Source organism: Clostridium sp. HV4-5-A1G (assembly GCF_900184915.1).
Classification (GTDB): domain Bacteria; phylum Bacillota; class Clostridia; order Clostridiales; family Clostridiaceae; genus Clostridium_B; species Clostridium_B aromativorans.
In genome coordinates this window covers 1-4,031 of record NZ_FXYI02000242.1, presented here as the reverse complement: position 1 = coordinate 4,031, position 4,031 = coordinate 1, and the positions used below count along the sequence as shown (strand labels likewise).

The 4,031-nt window shown below is 34.4% G+C and carries 2 protein-coding genes; both read right to left on the bottom strand.

The window, feature by feature from the left end; genetic code table 11:
- Window positions 1-156 precede the first annotated feature (156 nt).
- Window positions 157-1,671 (bottom strand): phosphomannomutase/phosphoglucomutase, encoded by a 1,515-nt coding sequence (locus J5G60_RS17010; RefSeq protein WP_150358979.1) that lies wholly within the window; start codon window positions 1,669-1,671, stop codon window positions 157-159.
- A 64-nt stretch (window positions 1,672-1,735) separates the two neighbouring features.
- Window positions 1,736-3,907, bottom strand: coding sequence for a heavy metal translocating P-type ATPase (locus tag J5G60_RS17005; RefSeq protein WP_150358978.1), 2,172 nt, complete (start codon window positions 3,905-3,907; stop codon window positions 1,736-1,738).
- Window positions 3,908-4,031: the final 124 nt, after the last annotated feature.

The following is a 4,031-nucleotide window of genomic DNA, read 5'->3' as shown; positions in this document are numbered from 1 at the left end:
TTTTCAATGAGAAGACGGCTTACGACATCTAGTACGGTCTCGTGGTCTGGTATATGTGTATAAGAGTGAGATATTATAGTATATCATTTTTATCATGTATAGTATAAATTAAGATATCTAGTATAGCACATACCGTATATAGTAAAAATTATGTGCTCATTTGAAACTACTGCTGTTTAAATCCTCATATTTTGTAAAAAATGGCTTTAGCCTATCCACAATTACCCCTGATCCCGTTTCAGCATCTGACTCAATATTCAAGCACAACACCGGTTCATGAAGAGAAAGTCTTAATAAAAACCATCCATCCCCATTTTTATTGTCACACTCCACTCTTATTCCCTCATAATTATTGACTGCCTCTTTCCATCCTTTAATTCCTTTTATATATTCTTTTAGATTCTCTATTATTGTAGAACCATATTCTATAAAATTGTCCTTTAAAACAGGAAACCTAAATTCTAAACTCTGCAGTGGAGTTTTTAAACTGTCTATCAAACTTTCTATATTTTTTCTCTGTTTTTTAAGTTTAGCCATTTTTATCAGTATTTTTGCTATTAAATAAGCACCATCATCTAAAAAATAATTTTCCTTTAAAGCTGCATGGCCTGATGTTTCAATGGCTAAAAAACAATCTTTTCCTTCATTATTTAATCTTATACCTTCATTTATAACATTTCTATAACCTCTCTTAAACCTGTGATGTATTCCCCCTAAATTTTCAATAAATTCACTTAATCCTCTCGAAGTTACAGAATCAGTAACTACAGCAGTACCCGGATGTTCTTCTAAAACTATAGAAGAGGCTAAAGCTATGAGAGCGTTTCTGTTTATTTTTCTGCCGCTGTCATCTACAATAGCTGCCCTGTCTACATCTGCATCAAATACTACTCCCAAATCAGCCTCATTTTCAATTACGGCGTTTCTTATGGAATCCATGGCCTCTTTAGCCTCTGGATTGGGAATATGGTTGGAAAATCTTCCATCTGGATTGATAAACTGGCTCCCATCGGTATCAGCACCTAATGGCTCCAAGACTTTGCTTGTAAAAAATCCTCCTGCTCCATTACCAGCGTCCACTATGATTTTAAGACCTGCTAACGGTATCTCATAATTTGTTTCTGAATTTATACTCTCCCTAATCTTTTCAATCAGCAGCTTAGAATATTCACTTATAAAATCTATTTTTAAAATTTTTCCCCTCCTACAGTCATCTTCATAATTACCCTCCAGAGCTTTTGTCAATATATATTTTATATCATCACTCTCGCAGCCGCCCTTTTCAGTAAAAAATTTCAATCCATTATAATAATAGGGCAGGTGGCTCGCCGTTATCATAATAGAACCATTACATTTATAGTCTGGATGTACGGTAGTCATAAACATAGCCGGCGTAGTACACAATCCACAGTCACATACAGTACATCCAAGATTTAAAAGTTCTCCGGATACAGCATCCTTGATTTCCGGACCTGACAGTCTTGAATCCATACCAACTGCAACTTTAAGTTTTTCATTTCCTATGCTTTTTTTACCTTTAAGCCATATCACAAATCCTCTGGTTATCATTTTCACTCTTTCAGCAGTTAAATTTATATCCTTTTCCCTGTTCTCAATGGCAATTCCCCTTATATCTGTTCCATTTTGCAATTTATACAATTCTTCCAGCATATATATCCTCCCAATCTTTAATTCTTACGTGTAATATTATACAACAATTTGAAGTTTATATAGATTAAAATCTCATGGTCCTCATAGAATTAAACACCGCTATAAGGGCAACTCCCACATCTCCAAATACTGCTTCCCATATATTGGCTATTCCCAGAGCTCCCAAAACCAAAATTACAAATTTTACTCCCAGGGCAATCACTATATTTTGTACAACTATTTTTTTGGTTTTTCTCGCTATTTTAATGGCTACTGGTATTTTTGAAGGTTCATCCGTCATTATAACCACGTCCGCAGCTTCTATGGCAGCATCTGAACCAATTCCTCCCATGGCCACTCCTACATCTGCTCTTGCAAGCACCGGAGCATCATTAATTCCATCCCCTACAAATGCCAATTTATGTCTTCCATTATTTCTGCCGTATATTTCTTCTAATTTTTTCACTTTTCCATCTGGGAGAAGTTCTGTATACACCTCATCCAATCCGATATTTTCCGCTACTTTTTTCCCTGCTGAATAGCTATCTCCAGTTAACATTATCACCTTTCCTATGCCCACTTTTTTTAAACTTTCCACTGCTTCTCTGGAATCTTCCTTTATTTCATCAGATATAACTATATATCCTGCATAATTGCGGTCAACTGCCACATGTACTACAGTTCCTATTTCCTGAACTTTTTCTCCCGCAATTTTATTATCCAGCATCAAATTTCCGTTTCCAACCAGCACTTGAACACCATTTACATTAGCCTGTATACCTTTTCCCGGAATTTCATTATAGTCTTTTATCAAATTCCTCTCTATTCCTTTATTATAAGCTCTTAATATTGAAGTTGAAATAGGATGATTCGAATAAGACTCGGCATAGGATGCATATTTTAAAATGTCTTCTTCTTTAAAATCGCCGCAGTTTTTCACTTTCGCAACCTCAAATACCCCTTTAGTCAGAGTACCCGTTTTGTCAAATACCACCGTATTTACATCATTTAGAGCTTCTAAGTAGTTTCCTCCTTTTACAAGGATTCCATTTTTAGAAGCACTTCCTATTCCCCCGAAGAATCCCAGCGGTATGGATATAACAAGTGCGCAGGGACAAGAAACTACCAAAAATATCAATGCTCTATAAAACCAGTCGGAAAAAGTTTCTCCACTCATGAGAACAGGTGGAAGGACAGCTAGCATAAAGGACAATATAACTACTGCAGGAGTATAATATCTGGCAAATTTGGTTATAAAATTTTCAGTAGGAGCTTTTTTACTGCTGGCATTTTGAACTAAATCCAATATTCTGGCCACAGTAGATTGTCCAAATTCCTTGGTTACTTTTACAGACAGCACTCCATTTTTATTTATAAATCCACCCAATACCTCATCGCCTATAGAAACCTTCTTTGGAAGTGATTCTCCAGTAAGAGCTGAAGTATCAATCATGGAATCTCCGTTTATTACTTTTCCATCAAGAGGTATTTTTTCTCCCGGCTTGATCAATATTATATCTCCAATATTTACTTCCTCCGGAGCCATCTTTTTTACTCCATCCTCCACTTTTACACTGGCAAAATCCGGTTTTATATTCATTAAATTTGATATGGATTTTCTGGAATTATCTACAGCTCTATCCTGAAAATACTCACCAATTCTATAAAACAGCATTACTGCCACAGCCTCTGGAAACTGCTTAATGGAAAGAGCACCTATACTTGCAATGCACATTAAGAAATTCTCATCAAATACCTGTCCTCTAATTATATTTCTAAAAGCTTTTAATAATATTTCTCTTCCAATTATAATATAGCTTATCAAATACAATGTCATTTCTATTTTGAACTGAAAGTTAAAAATTATAGCACTTATATAGAGCACAACACCTATTCCCTGAATTATATTTTCCATTCTGTTATTTTTTGTTTCATCACAATTTCCTTTTTCCTCCGATTTAAGATTTTTCGTGCCATATAGTACCTTTACTTCCGGTTCTATCGTATTTATTATATTTTCTATTTTTTTTACAACATAATCCAGCTTTTGTTCGTCTTCCAATTGTACAATAAGTTTCTTAGACAGAAAATCTAAATATGCAGTCTTTATTTCAGGAATATTCTTTACCCGACTTTCAATTTTACTGGCACAATTAGCACAGCATAAGTTCTCCAGTATAAACTCTCTTTTTTTATCATTACCTTTAACATCTATAATCCTACTGTCACTTAATTTGCCGTCCACAGTCACATTCATTCAAATTCCCTCCATCTCTTTCTTTTATACAGCTGCTTATAATATTTCCTTCTATATGTATTAAAATTTACATATGAATATATGAGTAATTGTTCATATGTTTATACTATTAGTATATTTTAAT

Bases quoted from the DNA above. Each gene is read 5' to 3' on its own strand.
- J5G60_RS17010 (WP_150358979.1), bottom strand. From the start codon at position 1,671: ATGCTGGAAGAATTGTATAAATTGCAAAATGGAACAGATATAAGGGGA.
- J5G60_RS17005 (WP_150358978.1), bottom strand. From the start codon at position 3,907: ATGAATGTGACTGTGGACGGCAAATTAAGTGACAGTAGGATTATAGAT.